Origin of the sequence: Dinoroseobacter sp. S76 (assembly GCF_049801095.1) — a bacterium.
Classification (GTDB): domain Bacteria; phylum Pseudomonadota; class Alphaproteobacteria; order Rhodobacterales; family Rhodobacteraceae; genus Dinoroseobacter.
Map to the genome: position 1 here is coordinate 127,291 of NZ_JBNAGH010000007.1, position 17,642 is coordinate 144,932.

General features: G+C 64.5%; 18 protein-coding genes. 6 read left to right on the top strand and 12 right to left on the bottom strand.

Translation table 11 applies throughout. The features are described from left to right. Positions 1-68 precede the first annotated feature (68 nt). The gene (aroC, locus tag ACP153_RS17945; RefSeq protein WP_424972393.1) at positions 69-1,172 is read left to right on the top strand and encodes a chorismate synthase; all 1,104 of its coding nucleotides are present in this window, start codon (positions 69-71) and stop codon (positions 1,170-1,172) included. A gap of 10 nt (positions 1,173-1,182) precedes the next feature. Here aroC and ACP153_RS17950 read toward each other — a convergent pair whose 3' ends face one another. The 11 genes from ACP153_RS17950 to ACP153_RS18000 form a co-directional block, all read right to left on the bottom strand. Next, a complete protein-coding gene (locus ACP153_RS17950) occupies positions 1,183-1,308 on the bottom strand; it encodes a hypothetical protein (RefSeq protein ID WP_424966407.1) in 126 nt (41 codons plus the stop codon). Then, positions 1,305-2,606 carry a c-type cytochrome gene (locus ACP153_RS17955; RefSeq protein WP_424972394.1) on the bottom strand — a complete coding sequence of 434 codons (1,302 nt, stop codon included), beginning with the start codon at positions 2,604-2,606 and terminating at the stop codon, positions 1,305-1,307. The genes ACP153_RS17950 and ACP153_RS17955 overlap by 4 nt, the downstream gene beginning before the upstream one ends. Positions 2,607-2,610: 4 nt before the next feature. Beyond that, on the bottom strand, positions 2,611-3,813 hold the full coding sequence (locus tag ACP153_RS17960; RefSeq protein ID WP_424972452.1) for a formate dehydrogenase subunit gamma: 1,203 nt from the start codon (positions 3,811-3,813) through the stop codon (positions 2,611-2,613). A 162-nt stretch (positions 3,814-3,975) separates the two neighbouring features. Then, positions 3,976-4,911, bottom strand: coding sequence for a tetratricopeptide repeat protein (locus ACP153_RS17965; protein WP_424972395.1), 936 nt, complete (start codon positions 4,909-4,911; stop codon positions 3,976-3,978). A 166-nt stretch (positions 4,912-5,077) separates the two neighbouring features. Next, positions 5,078-6,016 carry a hypothetical protein gene (locus ACP153_RS17970; RefSeq protein WP_424972396.1) on the bottom strand — a complete coding sequence of 313 codons (939 nt, stop codon included), beginning with the start codon at positions 6,014-6,016 and terminating at the stop codon, positions 5,078-5,080. Between the two features lie 135 nt (positions 6,017-6,151). Continuing rightward, the gene (gene fdh3B / locus ACP153_RS17975; RefSeq protein WP_424972397.1) at positions 6,152-6,745 is read right to left on the bottom strand and encodes a formate dehydrogenase FDH3 subunit beta; all 594 of its coding nucleotides are present in this window, start codon (positions 6,743-6,745) and stop codon (positions 6,152-6,154) included. A gap of 12 nt (positions 6,746-6,757) precedes the next feature. Next, positions 6,758-9,652, bottom strand: a complete 2,895-nt coding sequence (locus ACP153_RS17980; protein WP_424972398.1) for a formate dehydrogenase subunit alpha — start codon at positions 9,650-9,652, stop codon at positions 6,758-6,760. Positions 9,653-9,799: 147 nt separating this feature from the next. Continuing rightward, positions 9,800-9,997: a ubiquinol-cytochrome c reductase iron-sulfur subunit N-terminal domain-containing protein gene (locus ACP153_RS17985; protein ID WP_424972399.1), complete on the bottom strand. Its 198-nt coding sequence runs from the start codon at positions 9,995-9,997 to the stop codon at positions 9,800-9,802. Positions 9,998-10,080: 83 nt separating this feature from the next. Further along, entirely contained in the window at positions 10,081-10,689 is a 609-nt protein-coding gene (locus ACP153_RS17990) for a TorD/DmsD family molecular chaperone (protein WP_424972453.1), read from the bottom strand. A gap of 43 nt (positions 10,690-10,732) precedes the next feature. Next, the gene (locus tag ACP153_RS17995; RefSeq protein ID WP_424972400.1) at positions 10,733-11,386 is read right to left on the bottom strand and encodes a DUF3306 domain-containing protein; all 654 of its coding nucleotides are present in this window, start codon (positions 11,384-11,386) and stop codon (positions 10,733-10,735) included. Beyond that, positions 11,383-11,949 (bottom strand): DUF3305 domain-containing protein, encoded by a 567-nt coding sequence (locus ACP153_RS18000; RefSeq protein WP_424972401.1) that lies wholly within the window; start codon positions 11,947-11,949, stop codon positions 11,383-11,385. Before ACP153_RS18000 ends, ACP153_RS17995 begins: the two co-directional genes overlap by 4 nt. A gap of 354 nt (positions 11,950-12,303) precedes the next feature. Between ACP153_RS18000 and ACP153_RS18005 the strand changes: the two genes are divergently transcribed. Further along, positions 12,304-14,265 carry a 4Fe-4S binding protein gene (locus ACP153_RS18005; RefSeq protein ID WP_424972402.1) on the top strand — a complete coding sequence of 654 codons (1,962 nt, stop codon included), beginning with the start codon at positions 12,304-12,306 and terminating at the stop codon, positions 14,263-14,265. Here the strand turns inward: ACP153_RS18005 and ACP153_RS18010 are convergent. Then, a complete protein-coding gene (locus ACP153_RS18010) occupies positions 14,259-14,987 on the bottom strand; it encodes a hypothetical protein (RefSeq protein ID WP_424972403.1) in 729 nt (242 codons plus the stop codon). The genes ACP153_RS18005 and ACP153_RS18010 overlap by 7 nt on opposite strands. A gap of 137 nt (positions 14,988-15,124) precedes the next feature. Between ACP153_RS18010 and ACP153_RS18015 the strand changes: the two genes are divergently transcribed. From ACP153_RS18015 to ACP153_RS18030, 4 genes are read left to right on the top strand one after another with little or no spacing between them, the layout of a single operon-like run. Continuing rightward, positions 15,125-15,322, top strand: a complete 198-nt coding sequence (locus ACP153_RS18015; RefSeq protein ID WP_424972404.1) for a DUF6494 family protein — start codon at positions 15,125-15,127, stop codon at positions 15,320-15,322. After that, positions 15,319-16,395: an Mrp/NBP35 family ATP-binding protein gene (locus ACP153_RS18020; protein ID WP_424972405.1), complete on the top strand. Its 1,077-nt coding sequence runs from the start codon at positions 15,319-15,321 to the stop codon at positions 16,393-16,395. Before ACP153_RS18015 ends, ACP153_RS18020 begins: the two co-directional genes overlap by 4 nt. After that, positions 16,392-17,126, top strand: a complete 735-nt coding sequence (locus ACP153_RS18025; protein WP_424972406.1) for a DUF4444 domain-containing protein — start codon at positions 16,392-16,394, stop codon at positions 17,124-17,126. The genes ACP153_RS18020 and ACP153_RS18025 overlap by 4 nt, the downstream gene beginning before the upstream one ends. After that, positions 17,123-17,602, top strand: coding sequence for a DUF6505 family protein (locus ACP153_RS18030; RefSeq protein WP_424972407.1), 480 nt, complete (start codon positions 17,123-17,125; stop codon positions 17,600-17,602). Before ACP153_RS18025 ends, ACP153_RS18030 begins: the two co-directional genes overlap by 4 nt. The last annotated feature ends 40 nt before the right edge of the window (positions 17,603-17,642 follow it).

The window sequence follows — 17,642 nt, forward strand, 5'->3', positions numbered from 1 at the left end:
CAATGACCGCTTGAGCGGACCCCGAGGGGCCGGTACATGAGGCGGGCCAAGGCTCAGGAGCATACCCCATGTCCATGAACACATTCGGTCATCTCTTCCGCGTCACGACCTGGGGGGAAAGCCACGGGCCCGCTCTGGGGGCGACGGTGGATGGCTGCCCGCCGGGGGTGCCGATCACGGCTGAGGCGCTGCAAGTCTGGCTCGACAAGCGCAAGCCGGGTCAGAACAAGTACACCACCCAGCGGCGCGAGCCCGACGCGGTGGAGATCCTCTCCGGTGTCTTCGAAGGCCAGAGCACGGGTACGCCGATCCAGCTGATGATCCGCAATGCGGACCAGCGTTCCAAGGACTACGGCGATATTGCTGAGAAGTTTCGCCCGGGCCATGCGGACATCACCTATTGGCAGAAATACGGGATCCGCGACTACCGGGGCGGGGGCCGCTCCAGCGCGCGCGAGACCGCGGCGCGCGTGGCCGCCGGGGGCGTGGCCCGCGCCGCGCTTGAGGCGCTGGCGCCGGGGCTGCAGATCACCGGTTACATGACCCAGATGGGCCCCCATGGCATCGACCGCGCCAAGTTCGACTGGGACCAGATCGAGCAGAACCCGTTCTGGACCCCGGACCCGCAAGCGGCGGAGGACTGGGCGGGCTATCTCGACGGGCTGCGCAAGTCCGGCAGCTCCGTTGGTGCTGTGATCGAGGTGACAGCGCGGGGCGTGCCTGCGGGTCTCGGCGCGCCGATCTATGGCAAGCTGGACACGGATCTTGCCGCCGCGATGATGAGCATCAATGCGGTGAAGGGCGTTGAGATCGGTGAAGGGATGGCAGCGGCGGCCCTGACGGGGGAGGCGAATGCGGATGAGATCTCCATGGGCCCGGACGGTCCGGTCTACAGCTCGAACCACGCGGGCGGGATTCTCGGCGGGATCTCGACGGGGCAGGATGTGGTCGTGCGTTTTGCAGTGAAGCCGACCTCCTCGATCCTCACCCCGCGCGGCACGATCACCAAGTCTGGCGACCCGGCAGAGATCATCACCAAAGGCCGGCACGACCCCTGCGTGGGGATCCGTGCGGTGCCCGTGGGCGAGGCCATGATGGCCTGCGTCTTGCTCGATCACCTGCTGCTCCACCGGGGCCAGGTGGGCGCAGGCCTGCGCGGTCAGATCGGCTGAGCCGCCGCGCTCAGCCGCCCCGGACCCAGGGGCTGGTGGTCTGGCTCTCGGTCGAGAAGCCGAAATTGTCGAGCACATAGGGCGCGGCGAAAGTGATCACAGCGGTTGCGACGAAGGCCAGCAGCATGGGTTTCATTCTGTCTCTCCCTTGGGTGTGGTGTTGGCCTGCAGGAAGGCGATCAGGTCGTCGCGATCCTGCGGCTTGGTGATGCGTTGCATGGGCATCTTGGTGCCGGGCGTGTAATTGTCCGGCCCGAGATCGAAGAGCTTGTCGACGGTTTCGGCGGACCAGATGATGTCCGAGTTTTGCAGGCTCTCGGAATAGGTGTAGTCCGGCAGGCCGCCGGCCTCGCGCCCGAAGAGGCCATAGAGAGACGGACCCGCCCGGCGCTGTCCATCGGGGCCCAGCGTATGGCAGATTGCGCATTTGCGGTTGAACTGCCGCTCGCCATTGGAGGCGGTCTCGGTCCCGTTGAGGAACTTCTTGCCGCTCACATCCATCTGCGGCGCATCCGAGGGGCGGTCCGTCGGCCAGCTATAGAGCGCCTCGTCGAGCCCCCCTGCCAGCAGGTTCTCCCCATCGGGGGAGAAGCTGAGCGCCCAGATCGGCCCACGGGTGGTGGCGCGGAAGTCCGACCCGATCGACCAATCGGACGTGTTGAGGAGCGAGATGTATCCCTCGCCATCGCCCATGGCGATCTGGCTGCCATCGCGCGACTGCGCCAGCGCGAGAATCGGGCGGCGCCCGAGGGTGATGTCGGCGATCTCGGTCCCGCTTGCGAGATCGAGCACGCGGGTGACCCCATCAACGGACCCATAGGCGAGCCAGCCCTTGGCCTCGTTCACAACCATGCGGTTGATGCCGAAGCCGTGGCGCAGCAGGATCCGCGTCTCGGTGCCAGAGGCCACGTCCCAGGCGCGGAGGGTGCCGTCGATCGAGGCTGACAGTAGCGTTGCACCTTCTTCGATCCAGACCAGAGCGTTCACGCCCGCATCATGGCCGGACAGGGTGCGCGCCGGCGCGCCATCCCGGGACCAGAGGGTGATCGTGCCGTCCCAGCTGGCCGAGGCGATCACGCGACCATCCGGGCTGGCCGCGAGGTCCGAGACCTTGCCCAGGTGGCGCCCAATCTCCTGCGCGGTGCCGGTTTCCAGATCCCAGAGAAGCACGGCGAAGTCGTCCCCGGCGGAGACGAGCGTCTGGTCATCCACGAAGGTCACGGTCTTCACTGCCGCCTCATGGCCATCCAGCCAGCGCGGCTCCCGCGCCTGCCAGAGCCCGACCGCATTGTCGAAGCTCGCCGTGGCGACCGTCCCGGAGGGCGACACCGCCACCCCCATGATCGGACCGCCATGGCCCTTGAGCGTATAGAACTCTCCGGCCGGGGCGAGACCCGGCCAGAGCGCGCAGCAGAGCGCAAGCCAAAGCCGCATCGGGCTACTCGGCGGGGGTCGCGGATTTCGGGGCGGCGGCCTCCTTGGCCTTCACCTCATCCACCCAGAGCGAGTGGTGCTCGCGGGCCCATTGCTCTTCGACCTGACCGGAGCCCATGGCGTCATAGGCGCCCTCCATCCCGACGGACCCGATATAGATATGGGCCAGGATGATCGCCATCATCACGAAGGCGACGATGGAGTGCCAGAGCTGCGCGTATTGCATCTCTTCATGGGGGGCGAGCTGTTCGGGCAGGATGCCGAGACCCAGCATCTCGGGGATGCCCGTGCTGTTCAGCGCCGCGAAGGTCTTGGCGAACATCGGCAGCTCGAACGGGAAGAGCAGGGACAGACCGGACAACGAGATCGAGCCTCCCAGCAGGATCACGGACCAGAAGATCACCTTTTGGCCGGCATTGAACTTCTTGGCGGGCGGATGGACGCCCTTCTTGAAGATCCCGCCACCCACGGCGATCCATTTCAGGTCGGTCTTGTTCGGGATGTTCTCTTTGATCCAGAGGACGAGGATCATCAAGATCGCGAGCATAAAGGCCCAGGAGATGTTGTTATGCACCCATTTTGAGGCCCCGGCGAGCACGGCAAAGCTGTCCTTGCCGAAGACCGGGATCAGATAGAGCCGTCCGAAGAGGGATACGAGGCCGGTGATCCCGAGGACGATGAAGCTGCCCGCGAGCAGCCAATGGGCAAAGCGCTCGATGGACGCAAAACGCTGGATCGTGCGCCCGGTCTTCGTGCCGTCGATCGTGATGCGCCCGCGCAGCAGGAAGAAGAGCGCCAGCGCGCCAAGGGTGCCGAGCAGCAGATAGCCGCCATACTTGAGGAGCGGGCCCTGACGGAACTCCAACCACCACATGCCGCGATCCTGAATCAGCACGCCCGTGGCCGGACCGCGAGCCGAGACGGTCACATCCGCCGTGCCGTAGCGCAGGGCGAGATAGACGTCGCTATCCGAGGCGCCACCGAGGGTCCCCAGCTGTGCTGCCATGTCGGCAGCATTGTTGCCGGTGCTGTCCAGACGGTAGGAGAGGTCCACATTCTCGCCGCGCTGCCGGGCCAGAATATCCTCCAGCGTTGGCGCGCCGCCGGTCGCCGAGCGATCCGGTTCTGCGGCGGTGGGGGTGTCCTGGGCAGGTGCCATGCTGACAAGGGTCAGCGACAGCACGAGCGCGAGCAAGCTGCGTAAAATCATCGTGGCCTCCCATGTGATGCGGTTCTAAGCCGCAAATATGTACTGAAGAGTAGGTTTTTTGCGCCGACTGTCCATCGAATTCCGGCGCGACTATAGGCGCTCCGGCCGGGGGGCGTTAGGGGGGCTTGGCCCGGAAAAGACCCGACTTTGGTGCCGGGTCTAATCGCGCATGGAATCCTTCAGGCGGACCACTTCCTTATAGGCGGAGGCGGCCTTCTGAAACTCGCCCTCGGCCTCGTAAAGCTGGGCGCGCGCCTCGGTGAAGCGGGTCAGCCAGATCGGATAGCCGATGGCCTGGGCGATCCGCTGGCCTTCGGTCAGGGCTTCGCAGGCATGGCCCATTTCGCCGCGCTTTTGTTGTGCGATCCCAAGCTGATGCAGCAGCTGGCAGGCGGCGCGCTGATCTCCATCGGCCTGGGCGATCTCCAACCCTTCTTCCAGATGGGGAAGGGCGTCCACCGGGCGATCAAGGGCGATTTGGGCCGCGCTCAGCACCTCCAGCGTATAGGGCAGGATAATCCGGTTCTTGAACTGACGGGCGAGGGCGAGCGATTCCTCAGCCCGCTCCAGCGCCTGCACATAGTCCCGCTCGTAGTTCAGGGTCCTGGCAATATTGTGCTCCACACGGGCGCGCTCGGCCCCCTTGGAGAGCTGTAGCGCGTTCTCGAGCGCGTGGCGGGACTCTTCGATCCGGCCGCGATAGCGCTGAATGGTGGATTGGGTGATGTAGAGGTCCACGAGCGCCTCATCCGGGATGGTGTCATCCACCAGATCGAAGCCCCGGCGCACCATGCGGCTCGCAAAGTCCCGCCGTCCGGCGCTGTAATGCACGACCCCTAGCAAGGAGAAGACATCCACCAGCAGGTGTTTCGCGATCTGCCGGTCCATCCCCTGTTTCGCTTGCAGGCAATAGGAGGTGGTCTGTTCGAAATCGCCGCGCCATTTCGCCTGCCATGCCAGCGTGCGCAGGGCGCTACACCGATCCACCGCGTCATAGGAGGTCTGCTGCTCTACCAGCGCCAAAGCTTGCCGCGCCAGCTCCGCGCTGCGCACGCGGTCCGTCCATCTGCATTCCCAGGCAAGACGGGTCAGCAATTTGGGATCGGGTACGCGACTCTGAGAGGGCGCACTGTCTGTGCGTTGCATGGGGACCTATTTTCGGTGCGGTGTTCTCCTATGACAATATTGAAGCAATCACCAAAAAATCCATTGAAAAAATCAAATCCTGCCAGAGATTTTTTTCATGAATGCGTCTGGATTTTTAAGGAAGTTGCGCCGCCGCTGCTCGGAGGACCCGTGCCCATTGTTTATCATAGATAAACAGCCAGTCCTGAGGGGCCTTGCGAACGAAGGATTCCAGCGCGGAAGCGACACCTTGGGTGGTCTCTTCGAGGCTCCCCGGGGTGAGGGGCGCGCCGAGCTCCAGGGTGATGGCCGTATCGGTTTGCACGACCATGGCGGGCAGGATCGGGCTTTTGAGCTTTCCGGCGAAGCGCGCGGGCCAGCCCACCATGCCGATCGGTTGACCAAAGCTCGTCACCCGCACCATGTCGCGGGTTTTGTCATAGGTCGTGTCCTTGGGCGGGGTGGCCTTGATCCGGTCCACCACGCCCACCACGAGCATCCCCGATTTCAGCGCCTTGAGCACCGCGCGGGCGACCTTGGCCTCGGGCGTCCGGCGCACATCGATGCATTCGCAGCCCAGATGCACGTAGTAGCTGTGCTGGGTCGCGGCGCGGGCGTCCTGCTTGCTCTCGCGGACCAGCATCAGGGTCGGATAGCGGGCCGCCAACCCCCGCACCATCGAGATCGAGGCCTGACAATGGGGCATCACCAGCACCGCGCCGTGCCCCTCGGCCAAGGCGGCCTCTAGCGTGGCGACATCCGGGATTTCGAGCATCGCATCCAGCGCGTCGGTTTCGCCATTGCGGAGCATCTCCATCCGCGCGAGACCCAATTTCATCTGAGCGATCCAATCCCGATGCAGATCCGAGGGCTTGGTACGCCCGAGGATCTTGGCGAGCGCAACATTGGTCGGCTTCAGCGGCGCGCCGGGCAGATGATAGGCCACGCTGAGCAATCCGCCGAACGCGCCATAGGTCGCCCGCTCCACCCAATCGGGCGCAGTGCGGATCCGGCGCAGGATGCCATCGAAGAGGAACCAGATACGATCCTTGAAACGGGTAAAACTGAGGGCCACGGGGAAGTCCTGTCTCGGGGGCAGGTTCAGATGTGGCCTGCCGCGGGCGCTGTGTAAAGAGCTCTGGCAGGGGACAAAGAAAAACGCCCCGGGGCTGAGCCCGGGGCGTTCGATCAACTTGGATGCAGAAGGGGCTTAGTTGCTCTTCTGCTCATAGGCGGTGCCCCAGCCCCAGGCGCCGGAGCCGAAGCCACGGGCCACCACGCGCTCGCGGTAGATGCCCGAGACGACGTCGCCGTCACCCGCCAGAAGCGCCTTGGTGGAGCACATCTCAGCGCAGATCGGCAGCTTGCCTTCCGCGATGCGGTTGCGCCCGTACTTGGCGAACTCGGCGGTGGAGTGGGTTTCTTCCGGGCCGCCGGCGCAGAAGGTGCACTTGTCCATCTTGCCGCGGGAGCCGAAATTGCCCGCTTGCGGATATTGCGGCGCGCCGAAGGGGCACGCGTAGAAGCAATAGCCGCAGCCGATGCACAGATCCTTGGAGTGCAGCACCACACCGTCATCGGTCTGGTAGAAGCAGTCCACGGGGCACACCGCCATGCAGGGCGCGTCCGAACAATGCATGCAGGCCACGGAGATCGACCGCTCGCCGGGCTGACCATCATTGATGGTCACCACGCGGCGCCGGTTGATGCCCCAGGGCACCTCATGCTCGTTCTTACACGCTGTGACGCAGGCATTACACTCAATGCAGCGTTCAGCGTCGCAAAGGAACTTTGCTCTTGCCATTGGTCGCTCTCCTTACGCCGACCAGATTTTGCAGAGAGTGGCCTTCGTCTCCTGCATCTGGGTTACGCTGTCATAGCCGTAGGTTTGGGCTGTGTTGGTGCTTTCCCCAAGGACATAGGGGTCTGCGCCGTCCGGGTATTTGGACCGCAGGTCCTCACCCTCGAGATGCCCGCCGAAGTGGAAGGGCATGAACGCCACACCGGACCCGACCCGCTCGGTGACCATGGCCATAACTTTGACCTTGCCGCCTTCGGGGCCTTCGACCCAGACCTGAGCCCCATCCCGGATACCAAGATTGTTGGCATCGCGCGGATTGATCTCGACGAACATGTCCTGCTGAAGCTCAGCAAGCCAGGGGTTCGACCGGGTCTCGTCGCCGCCACCCTCGTATTCGACCAGACGGCCGGAGGTGAGGATGATCGGATAGTCCTTGGAGTAGTCGTTCTTCTGGATCGACGCGTACATGGTGGGCAGACGGTAGAATTTCCGATCCTCATAGGTCGGGTAATCCGCCACCAGGTCACGCCGGTTGGTGTAGAGCGGCTCGCGGTGCACCGGCACCGGATCCGGGAAGGTCCAGACGACGGCACGGGCCTTGGCGTTCCCGAAGGGCGCACACTCATGCTTGATCGCGACCCGCTGGATGCCGCCCGAGAGGTCGGTTTTCCAGTTGGTCTTCGGACCGGCCACGGCATCGATTGCCGCCCGCTCTTCATCGGTGAGATCGCCGTCCCAGCCGAGATCCATCAGCATCTGCATGGTGAACTCGGGATATCCGTCCTGGATCTCCGAGCCCGCCGAGTAGACGCCTTCGGCCAGCAGGTTGTCGCCATCCCGCTCGACGCCGAACCGGGCGCGGAAGGTCAGACCCCCCTCGGAGACCGGCTTGGACATGTCGTAGAGGTTCGGGGTGCCCGGGTGCTTCATCTCCGGCGTGCCCCAGCACGGCCACGGCATACCGTAGTAATCGCCATCCGCGGGACCACCCACAGCCTGCAGCGTCGTCTTGTCGAACGTGTGCTGGTTGGCCATGTGCAGCTTGATCCGCTCCGGCGACTGGCCCGTGTAGCCCACGGTCCACATGCCCGCGTTGAACTCCCGCGTGACGCTCTCGATGTTCGGCGTGTTCTCGTCGTCCATCTCGATATTGCGGAAGAAGCGGTCGGCGAAGCCGAACTTGTTGGCGAAGAGGCCGATGATCTCGTGGTCGGTCTTGGACTCAAAGAGCGGGTCCATGATCTTGTCGCGCCACTGGATCGAACGGTTGGATGCTGTGACCGAGCCATAGGTCTCGAACTGCGTGGCTGCCGGCAGCAGGTACACGCCATCCTCGCGATCATGCAGAACCGCAGAGACCGTCGGGAACGGGTCCACCACGACAAGCATGTCGAGCTTCTCCATCGCCGTCTTCATCTCTTTCATACGGGTCTGGGAGTTCGGGGCGTGGCCCCAGAGCACCATGGCCCGCACGTTGTTCGGCTGATCCATGTTCTCGGGATCTTCAAGGATGCCGTCGATCCAGCGGGACACCGGAATGCCCGTCAGGTTCATCAGGTTCTTGTCCTTGCCATCGGCCGCCTTGACGGTCTGGAACTGACCCTTCAGCCAATCCAGATCCTCGCCCCAGACCCGCGCCCAATGGGCCCAGGAGCCGGCTGCGAGGCCGTAATAGCCCGGCAGGGTGTGGCTGAGAACGCCGAGATCCGTCGCGCCCTGAACGTTGTCATGGCCGCGGAAGATGTTGGTGCCGCCACCGGAGGTCCCCATGTTGCCAAGTGCGAGCTGAAGCACGCAATAGGCGCGGGTGTTGTTGTTGCCGGTGGTGTGCTGGGTACCACCCATGCACCAGATCACGGTGCCGGGACGGTTATTGGCGAGGGTCCGGGCCACACGCTGCAGCTGGCTGCCGGGCACGTCCGTGACGCGCTCAACCTCTTCCGGGGTCCAGCGGGCAACTTCTTCCTTGATCTGATCCATCCCCCAGACACGGGTGCGGATGAACTCTTTGTCCTCCCAGCCGTTCTCGAAGATGTGCCACAGGATACCCCAGATCAGCGCCACGTCCGAGCCGGGACGCATGCGGACATACTCGTCAGCATGGGCCGCGGTGCGCGTGAAGCGCGGGTCGCAGACGATGACGGGAGCGTTGTTCTGCTCCTTGGCCTTCAACAGGTGCAACAGCGAGACAGGGTGTGCCTCGGCCGGGTTGCCGCCGATGATGAAGATGGCCTTGGAATTGTGGATGTCGTTGTAGCTGTTGGTCATGGCGCCGTAGCCCCATGTGTTCGCAACACCCGCAACGGTGGTGGAGTGACAGATCCGCGCCTGGTGATCCACGTTGTTCGTGCCCCAATAGGCGGCGAACTTGCGGAACAGGTAGGCCTGTTCGTTGTTATGCTTGGCCGAGCCGAGCCAGTAGACGCTGTCCGGACCGCTTTCGTCCCGGATCTGCATCATGCCGTCGCCGATCTCGTTGATCGCCTGTTCCCAGCTGATGCGCTTCCACTCACCACCCTCTTTCTTCATCGGGTACTTGAGGCGGCGTTCGCCATGGGCGTGCTCGCGGACCGCGGCACCCTTGGCGCAGTGGGCCCCGAGGTTGAACGGGCTGTCCCAGCCGGGTTCCTGACCCGTCCAGACACCATTCTGCACTTCGGCGATCACGGTGCAGCCAACCGAGCAGTGGGTGCAGACGGACTTGACGGTCTCGACGGCCCCTTTCACGGCGGTTGCAGCATCTGCTTTGGTAACTGTCCCTCCGGTCGCGCCGATCGCGGCGAGGCCACCAATGGCCAGACCCGATGTGCGCAGGAAGCTACGTCTGTCGACGGTCTTCTCCGCGAGGTTGGACAGGAGCGTCGTCCGCTGGGGGCGTCGCGCAACCCCGTTGGTCTTTTTCCTGAGCATTTTCGTTCTCCTTGCTCGCGCCACGCGGCCTGCACGTGAGCTTGCTTGGGTTTGCTTTGGCTCCAGTCAGTCGGGCGTCACGCAACCAGTCGCTGGAACGGTTTTGGCCTCCGACCGAGGGATCCCGGGCGGCAGCAGGTCTCGCGCCTAGAAGCGCGCGCTGTCGAGATAGGCGCGGGTATGCGCAGTGTCGCGCAGGCCTTCGCCAGCAGCGTCGGTCGTTGCCGCCTCGGCAGCGTCGGGCGCGAGCGCCACGGCAGCTGCAGCCGCGGGAACCGAGGTCGACGCGAGCTTCAGGAAGTCGCGGCGGCTGGCGGTTTCGCCGGCTTTGCTTTGCTTGGACATGTTTCTCCTCCATGTGTCCTGGCTGGGGTGACGGCCCCGGCTGGGTGGTCTGGCTTGGGCATGCGCCCTGGCTGGGAGCCTTGTCAGTCGCTTGTCATGCGAAAGGCTTCGGATTCGATGGCCATGAAGGCCTTGCCGGTGGCGCCCACGGCGGCATAGAGCACCGAGTTCTTGGCGGCCTCGAGATCGGCAAAGAAATGACCGGCCCATAGGCCGATATGCTTGTTGTAAAACTCTTTTTGTTTTGCGATCGGAGCCGGGTCGCCGAAACGCCCGGTGATCAGCCCGGCCATGATCTCCATCATGGAGGCGATGTTGTCCTCGGGCTCGTAAACATTCGGTGCACGGGTGATCTGCAGCGCGGCCATATCCCCGCGCAGGGTCGCCAAAGGCTTCTCATTGAGGAACCCGGTCAGGTAGTAGCTCGCATAGGGCAGAAGCTCGCCGCGCCCGAGCCCGATAAAGAGCGCGTTGAACTCGCTCTCGACCGCGCGGGCGGAGGTGACCTTGGCGATCCGCGACAGGGCGCCGATGGCTTGGCCGAGCTCGCTCTCGTCGCCCGAAAGGCTCGCCGCCTGTTTCAGCAGCGCCCCATTGGGCGGGCCCGCCAGAAGGACACCCAGGAAGTCGTAGAGATCCGCGCGCAGCTTGTCTTCCTCGGCAATCTGCAGGGTCTGTGCGGTGGCGGTCATCGGTGTCCTCTCGGCGTCGTCTGTCATGTCTTGGTCTCTGCGCTCACGTTTCGAACTGAAAACGCAGACGCCGCCTCGCGGGCGGTGTTTCGGTCAATGAAGTCACGCCGGGATCCGTGTCCATCTCCGTGACTGTATCAGCAGGTTCCGCAGGGGCCTCTGCGACGAAGGTCGTAGAGACGGGCGATTCAGTCTCCAATTCAGGGGGTTCTGCGGGGATTGTCTGCGACAAATCCACCTCGGCCTCGGGGGCGTCCGGCGTGTCGGGCTCAAGCTCGCCTCTGGCGATGGCCTCCTTGCGGGCCATCTCTTCCACGTGTTTGAGCATGCCTTTGCCCACCTGATAGGCGGTTTGCATGTTCTCCACGACCTTGGCGCTGTCGGTGAAATCCTCGCCATAGTCCAGCAAGCCGTCCACATTGGCGAGCACCGGATTGCTCAGCCAGAGCTTGCGCAGCGCCCGACGGCGGATCCGGTCGGGGACGGCCGATTTCATGAAAGCCGAGAAGTCATCCCCGGGCTGGAGGGTCTCCGGATCGGGCAGGCCAAGCTCTTCGAGGACAACCTCATCGGGCTTCTCCTCCATCGCGGCCTTTTCGGCGGCGCGCTCGGAGTGCAGGACCTCCGCCGCATCGGCCTCGGCCTCGGCGGCGACGCGGGCTTTGCGCCGCGACCAGAAATCCCCGGTATCACTCAATGGACCCGCCCGGCCCGACGGGGCGCGCGGTAGACATCCGAGAGCTGCTGGATCCGGGCGTCGCCCTTGCCATCTTCGGCCAGATCGATCCGTTTCTTGTCCCGACGGCGTTTCACGAAGACCTCGTCCTCGTGATGGGTGTCGATGAAGTCGCGGATCATCGCGATCAGGGCCGGGGGCGTGGGCACCCGTTCAACAATTTCTTCGCCGCTATCGGTGTAATCCTGCGCCTCGTAGGGCGAGGCGGTGACAAGCAGCAGGTCGAATTCATGCTCCGCATCAGGATCTTCGGTCGCGCGCATGATCACATAGATCGATGGTTCCGCCACGTTGAGCCCGGTCTGATAGGCTTCGGTATCCGTGCGCCAAAGCTCTAGCGGCAGCGTGGCGGCGTGGTACTCGACACTGTCGCCCTCGCGGCGCAGTTCCCGCCAACTGGCTTCGGGAGCTCCGGGCAGCACGGCCACCGCACGCCACGACCATTTGGCCCAGCGGGTTACGCCTGGCACTCGCCGTAGGACCACTCCGAGCGGAATGGTGAGCGATCGCTCCGATGTGTCCATGAGTCCTCCCGACTCCGAAGGCCTTTTGTCGTGCCGTTTTTTGTGTGCCCTCGCCTCTAGGATGAAACGAAATCGTTGCAACTGCAAAGCAAAAAACCCCGATTGCCGTGGTTCAGCGCGCTGCGGGCACGGGACTTTGGTCGATGTTTTTCGGCAAGAAACTGGTTTTGCTGGAAAAGACGAGTGTTGTATATGGGTTTTGCCTTTCGCGGCAGGACCCGCCCGGGCGGGTGCGGTTTGCATAGTGCAAAGGTCTCAGTCCGATTCGCCTTTACCATCCCGGGAAATCGTGACTTTGTGAGGCGGTTCGAGCGGCCAAGCAGAGCCGTTTTCAGGGAGTAGGGGAGACGCGCGATGTCCAAGACGCTGTTATTATGCGATTGTCTCGGCTCGCAATCCGTCGATGCCGATGCGCTCTCCGAGGCGACGGGGATGGGCTGCAGCAAGGTCCATACCGGGCTCTGCATGCATCAGACCGAAACGCTGGCCCAGGCAATCGCCACCGGAGAGACGGTTGTGGCCTGTGCGCAGGAGACGCAGCTCTTCGAAGAACTGGCTGACGATCTGGGCGTTGAGGCCCCGCTAACCCTGGATCTGCGAGACCGCGCGGGCTGGTCCGATGAGGGGGCGCAGGCGGGCCCCAAGATGGCCGCGCTGGTAGCGGATGCCCTGATAGAGGCGCCCGCAACCCCGGCAGTGGACATCTCCAGCGCAGGCCAGTGTCTGGTCCTTGGTCGCCCGGAAGTTGCGGTCGCCGCAGCGGAGCAATTGGCCGAGCATCTGAGCGTCACGGTCTTGCTGGACGGGGCGGAGGATCTGCCCCTGCATCGCGGCTTTGACGTGGTTGTGGGCAAGCTGCGCAAGGCGAGCGGCTCCTTGGGCCAGTTCGCGGTGACGATCGACGCGCTGCAGCAGGTGCAGCCGGGGGGACGGGGCGCCTTTGCCCTGACACCGGCGCAGGATGGCGCGCGCACGGAATGTGACTTGATCCTGGATCTGCGAGGGGATGCGCCGCTCTTTCCCGCGCCGGAAAAGCGCGACGGCTATCTTCGGGCGGATCCCGGTGCGCCGAACCTCGTGGCGGGCGCAGTTCTGGCCGCGAGCCATATGGTCGGCACCTATGAAAAGCCGCTCTATGTGGGCCTGACCCAACCGCTCTGCGCCCATTCCCGGGCCGGGCAGGAGGCTTGCCGCAATTGCCTCGACATCTGCCCGACCGGCGCGATCAGCCCGGATGGCGACCACGTCACCATTGATCCCATGATCTGCGCGGGTTGCGGGGCCTGTGCCGCGCTTTGCCCGTCCGGGGCGATCACGGCGCAGGACCCGCCTGTGCCCTATCTGATGCGCCGGGCCGGGGCGATGGTGCAGGCCTATACCAAGGCGGGCGGGGTCGCGCCGCGCTTGCTGGTCCATGATGCGGGCCATGGGGCGGAGATGATCGCGCTCGCGGCGCGCTTCGGGCGTGGTTTGCCCGCGGATGTGATCCCCATGTCGCTGGAGAAAGTGTCGGGCTTTGGTCATGCCGAGGCGCTTGGCGCGCTGGCCAGCGGGTTCGCGGCGGTGGATGTCCTGATCGCGCCCACGACCGAGCGCGAGGCGTTGGAACGCGAAGTTGCGCTTGCCAATGCGCTGAGCGATCAACCGCGGATGGGCCTGATCGATGTGGCCGATCCCGATGCCCTGTCCGATCACCTCTATGGGGCGGAGGTCGCGGCGAACACGGCCCAGCCGGTGCTGCCCATGGGCGACCGCCGGCAGATCACGCGGCTTGCGGCCAAGGCGCTGCACGGGGCCGAGAGCGATGTGGTGCTGCCCTTGCCCGAGTCCGCGCCGTATGGGGCCGTGCTGGTGAATACAGACAGCTGCACCCTGTGCCTGTCTTGCGTCTCACTCTGCCCCTCGGGCGCGCTGACCGACAACCCGGATATGCCGCAGCTCAAGTTTCAGGAGGATGCCTGCCTGCAATGCGGGCTCTGCGCCAATATCTGTCCGGAGAAGGCGATCACGCTGGCGCCGCAATTCAACCTTGGCGACAGCGCCCTGAGCGAGGTGGTCAAGCATGAGGAAGAGCCCGCGGCCTGCATCGAATGCGGCGCGCTGTTCGGGGTGAAATCGACCATCGAGAAGATCGTCGAGAAGCTCGAGGGCAAGCACCACATGTTCGCCAATTCAGACGCCGCGAAGATGATCCGGATGTGCGATGATTGCCGGGTGAACGCCCAGTTCCATAGCGAGAACAATCCTTTCGCCGGGGGGGAACGCCCCAAGCCGCGCACAACCGCCGACTATTACAGCGACCGCAAGGATCACTGATGTCGGATCGGAGCCCCCAGATTGGCCGGCGTCATGGTGGCGACATAGGCCAGGATCTCGTCCAGCTCCTCGAGGGTCATGCTCAGCGGATGGATCGGCGAGGGCAGGCCGGGATCGAACGGGGCCGTCACCTCGTCTATCTGGGTGAAGGCCGGATGCGGGTTGAGGACATAGAAGGTCTCGAACCGCTCCTGCCAGTTTTCGAAACTGCGCAGCAGGCCGAAGGACGGCGTGGAGCCAATGCTGTTATGACGGTTCTGGGGGCCGATCACATGGCAGCGGCCGCAATGGACCAACGACAGGCTGACCCCCTCGGTCGTATCCCGGCTGAGATCCAGGGCCACGGTTTCGACCGGACGATCCGCTGCGGCGGTGAAGCCCGGGCCACTTTCGGGCGTGAAGCTCGCGATGGTGCGCTTGCCGATATCGGAGGTCAGCCAATCCGCGAAGCGTGCCGCATGGGTATCACCCTCGGGCACCGACAGGGACCAGACCTGCGCGCCCGAAGCGAGGACCTCTTGTCCGCCCGCCCCGTCGGGAACGAGCTGCGCCGCCCCCGCTTCGGCCGTGTCCGACAGCGTGATGCGCGTGTTGGTTTTCATGGAAAACCGCGGCAAGAGAAACTTGATCAGCCCGGTTTCGACCAGCGCGGGATCCGCGTGCAGCGTGAAGCGTTTCTCCTCGGCGTCTACGGCGGTCGTGGCCGTAACTGCCCAGAACAAAATCAAAAAACACCGTGCTCGCGTGCGGGTCAGCATCCGGAACCTCCCGTCGTGGTTGTGCAGACTGCCAGCCTAGACGGGCGTTGAGCGATCCGTCAACAACTGGGCCGCAGCAGCCAAAGCAAAGGACCGAAGCCATGAGCGATGACTTCAACATGACGATGCGCAAGTTTCTCAAACAGGTGGGCGTCACCTCGCAGCAGGCGATCGAAGACGCCATGCGCAACACCGAAGGCACCGCTGGCAAGAGTTTCGAGGCCAAGATGGTCCTGACGATTGAGGGCGTCGATCTAGAACATACGGTGACGGGAACAATCGAGGGGCCGAGCACATGACACTCACGCGGGACGACGTTCTGGACACGCTGAAGCAGGTCAAGGACCCGCTGGGCGGTGGCGATCTGGTCTCGGCGGGCATGGTGCGCGCGCTGACCGTGGACAGCGGCGCGGTTCGCTTCGTGATCGAAGTGGACCCCAAGCGCGCGGCGGAGATTGAGCCTGCGCGGCTCGAAGCGGAGCAAAAGCTCAAGGCCCTGGCCGGTGTCGCCAGTGTTTCGGCGGTGATGACCGCCCATTCCGCGCCTGCCGCGCCCCCGGACCTCAAGCCGCGCAACGCGGCCAAAGCGTCTGAGCCCAAGGGGCCGCAGAAGATCCCGGGCATCGACCGGATCCTTGCGGTGGCGAGCGGCAAGGGCGGGGTGGGCAAGTCCACCGTGGCCGCCAATCTCGCCACGGCCCTGGCCGCCGAGGGGCGGCGCGTCGGCTTGCTTGACGCGGATGTCTACGGCCCGAGCCAGCCGCGCATGCTGGGGGTCTCCGGACGCCCGGCGAGCCCTGACGGCAAGACGATCCTGCCCATGCGCAACCACGGGGTGACGATGATGTCTCTCGGCCTGATGATGGGCGAGGATGAAGCGGTCGTCTGGCGAGGGCCGATGCTCATGGGCGCGCTGCAGCAGATGCTGAGCCAGGTGCAATGGGGCGCGCTCGACGTCCTGCTGGTGGATCTGCCGCCGGGGACCGGGGATGTGCAGATGACCCTGGCCCAGAAGGCCGATGTGACGGGGGCCATCATCGTCTCGACCCCCCAGGACATCGCATTGCTCGATGCGCGCAAGGGGATAGACATGTTCAACAAGCTGGGGACGCCGATCCTCGGGATGATCGAGAATATGAGCACGCATATTTGCTCCAATTGCGGTCATGAGGAGCATGTCTTTGGTCATGGCGGTGTCGGGGCCGAGGCCGCCAAGCTGGGTGTCCCGGTCATGGCGGAGATCCCGCTCGACATGTCGATCCGCATGGCGGCCGATGGCGGCGCGCCCATCGTGGTCTCGACCCCCCATGGCCCCCAGGCCGATGCCTTCCGCAAGGTGGCCCGGCAACTGATTGCAGACGGAAACGCATGATCGAGACTGCGCCCAGCTTCCCACCGCTTTTTGTCGGGATGCCCGTGGCCGCCAAGGTGGATCCCTTCGCCAAGGCGATTGCCGAAGCGACCCTTGGCTGCGATTCCGGGTTGATCGTCTATGCCGAGGGCGCGGATCGCTTGAGCGCGGCGATTGTCTTTGCGCCCGAGAGCCCGCTGGATGAAGCAATGGCGGTCCTGCCGGCCTGCGGCGTTGGATTTCAGAACGCGTTGGGGGCGCTCGCGCCGCCCGAGGTGGCTGTGCATCTCGATTGGGATGGGCGGGTCTTTGTGAATGGAGCGCGCTGCGGCGGGTTGCAGGTCGCGGCCTCCCATCAGGAGGGGGATGCGGAACCGGACTGGATCGTGGTCGGTCTCGAAGTGCCGTTCCTGCCGGAGAACCCGGACGCGCCTGGGGCCACGCCCGATGCGACCTCCCTCTATGAAGAGGGCTGTGCCGAGGTCGATCAGGTGCGCCTGCTCGAGGCCTGGGCGCGCCATACGCTCGTCTGGATCAGCCGGTTGGAAGACGAGGGGCCGCGTGCCCTGCATGGCGAGTGGCGCGGTTTGGCCCGCAATCTTGGCGAGGATGTCACGGTCGCGTTGGCAGATGCCGCCCATGAGGGCACCTTTCTCGGTGTTGATGAGCACTTTGGAATGCTGTTGCGGGTCGGGGACGACACGACCTCCCTCCCGCTGCGCTGCATTCTTTCTACAGGAGACGCCCGATGAAACTGGCCAGAGCGATCCATTTCGATGAGAGCGATCAGAGGGTCTATCACTCCCCGGCGCGTACTGGCGAATGGTGCCTGAGCGGGGGGTTCGAGTTTTCGAACTGGAGCGAGGCGGATCTGGTTGGCAAGGCGCGGCAGGCCTTTGCCAATGGCTGGCTCGGGCTGGAGACATTCGGGCGGGTGACCTTTGTCGCCGTCACACAGGTGGAGCAGGCCGAGATCGACGCGCTCGAGACGGCGCTCGCCCAGCATTTCGTGGACCTCTACGGCGCGCCATCCCTGGAGGCCGCGCGCGGGGTCGCGGCCGAGGAGATCGGGCAGATGGTTGAGCTCTGCGAGGATCACGATCCCAACACGCTTCTGACGGTGGCGCGGGAATTGAGCGAAAGCGGCGTGCGCGAAGCCTACCGCGTGATCAAGCCGGATGCCGCTGGTCTCGATCAGTTTGCAATCCACGGATCTCTCGACGATTGATCATGCTGCGGCGCGGCATGCTGTCTCACGACGAATGTCG